1 protein-coding gene and 1 pseudogene are annotated in these 1872 nt (G+C 40.0%); both read right to left on the reverse strand.

Features of this window, described 5'->3' with window-relative positions; all coding sequences use genetic code 11:
- Nucleotides 1–213 precede the first annotated feature (213 nt).
- Nucleotides 214–439: pseudogene (locus tag A9G24_RS07595) on the reverse strand (transposase); the annotation flags it as partial.
- Between the two features lie 320 nt (nt 440–759).
- A partial coding sequence (locus tag A9G24_RS12835) for a hypothetical protein (protein WP_176701174.1) occupies nt 760–1872 on the reverse strand: 1113 nt, incomplete at its 5' end.

Raw genomic sequence — 1872 nt, forward strand, 5'->3', positions numbered from 1 at the left:
CGTAAATGCCGGTCTGTGATAGCATTCAACACCGAAATAATCACCGAATCATCCGGTAACTTAGGTTGATGATAGTAAGCACAACGGCTTAAGCCAACAATGGCACAACTCATAGCAATAGTAACTAAATGATTTTGTTGTAGTTGCTGTGCCCACGTTTTACGTGCCCCAGTTGGCACTAAAGCTTTTTTATGATTTCTTCCTGAAGCTGGGATTTTAAGCTCAGTTCGGCAAACATCTGCTTAAGCTTACGGTTTTCAGCCTCCAGCTCTTTTAAGCGTTTGATATCCGAAGTTTCCATTCCGCCGTATTTTTCTCGCCATTTATAGAAAGTTGAATTTGCCATGCCATATTTACGGCAGAGTTCCTTGACAGGAATACCTGCTTCAGCTTCTTTTAAAATAGCGACGATTTGATGTTCAGTCATTTTTTTCATCATTAAATCCCCTTTACTTGTATCATAGAGAATTTTCTACTTTTGTGCTGTACTATTTTAGGGGGTAGTTACATTGGTAAGGTATGGAAAAAATATCATCGCAAAAGCCATCCTATAACTACCTTAGTTTGCAAAAAAACAAAAAATAAAATCAATGTTATACCCAATCTGTTTTTATAGAAAAAATATCAATTTCCATAACACCCAAAGGTTAATATGGCTTACTTTTTACGAAACATCGACGGTTTGGGCCCCCGCCTTCCGCTAGAGTTACATCCTTTGATTGTGCCCTTCCGCCAAGTATTACAGACTAAAAATAAAAACTAAGGCGTCGTGCAAAGACCTGAGTAGTGGTAACTTGGGTTATAGCTGTCCACACCACCGCCCATTACCCCCACATAGAACTGAAGGTTTCCCGTTGTATCACTTGTCCAGTACCAGAGGGTGAAATCTATACCCGCATAATCGAATATTTGATCCCACTCGGTGAAAAATCCAGCACCTATTTGACGCTGATAAAAATTATCACTGGCTGATGGTGTAGCCCCGATGGCATCTTGACAATAATTGCCAGAGTTCAAACCAAAACAAACTGCGTTAGTCAGATCCTTAACCTGTGCGAGACGATAACCTAAACTACGACACCATGCAACTTGATTAGATGCTGTGTCGCTTTTATCCCCTCGGTTGATGAACCACTTCCGTAATACAAATCCATATTTTACGACTACATTACCATCACTATCTTTACCTACTAATTCAAATGTCTTTGGTAAATTGGGCTTGCTAATTCGACTAGGATTGACATTATCCTTTTGTGCTCTTGCTTCTGGACCTGTTAAAGTGACTCGTGTTACTACTTCTGGATGGTCAGAAATCCAATTATCATTTGCTATTGTCCTTGTTACTGTGGCAGTTATTCCCTCATGTGTGACGGGTTGCCAAGTTAATTGATTCGGATCAATGCCCCTTATGTCTAAATCAAAATATAAACCATCAGCCCCCGTGGTCGGGAAGTTGCTGCCGTATAATGTGGGATTGGTTGATTGCGGGATAAAACCTTTATCTGAATCCCATATGGAATCAGGTCCCTTAAAGCTACCTGTGCCATGTTGCAAATTCGGCCTAGCATAGCAAACTGTAGATGGTAAATTTGGATTGATATAATATGTTGCCGTGCCGTAATCAAAAATGCTGTAGCTTGGTACACCGTACTGCGTACTTAAACTGCCAGCCATGTTATTTAGCTCCATTTTATAAGGCGCTTTGCAAATATCTAAAGCATCATTACGGTTAATTTCTCGGTTATTTTTATCAGTAATCTTAATTGATAAACTACCTGTTGCGATAACCCCCTTTGTGCCTAATCCATCACCATCATCATCGCCCCAATAGTGATAACGCGTTACTAAGTCACTTAACAATATGGAATTTCT

This window comes from Gilliamella sp. App6-5 (assembly GCF_001690525.1).
In the GTDB taxonomy this organism is placed as follows: Bacteria; Pseudomonadota; Gammaproteobacteria; order Enterobacterales; family Orbaceae; genus Gilliamella; species Gilliamella apicola_H.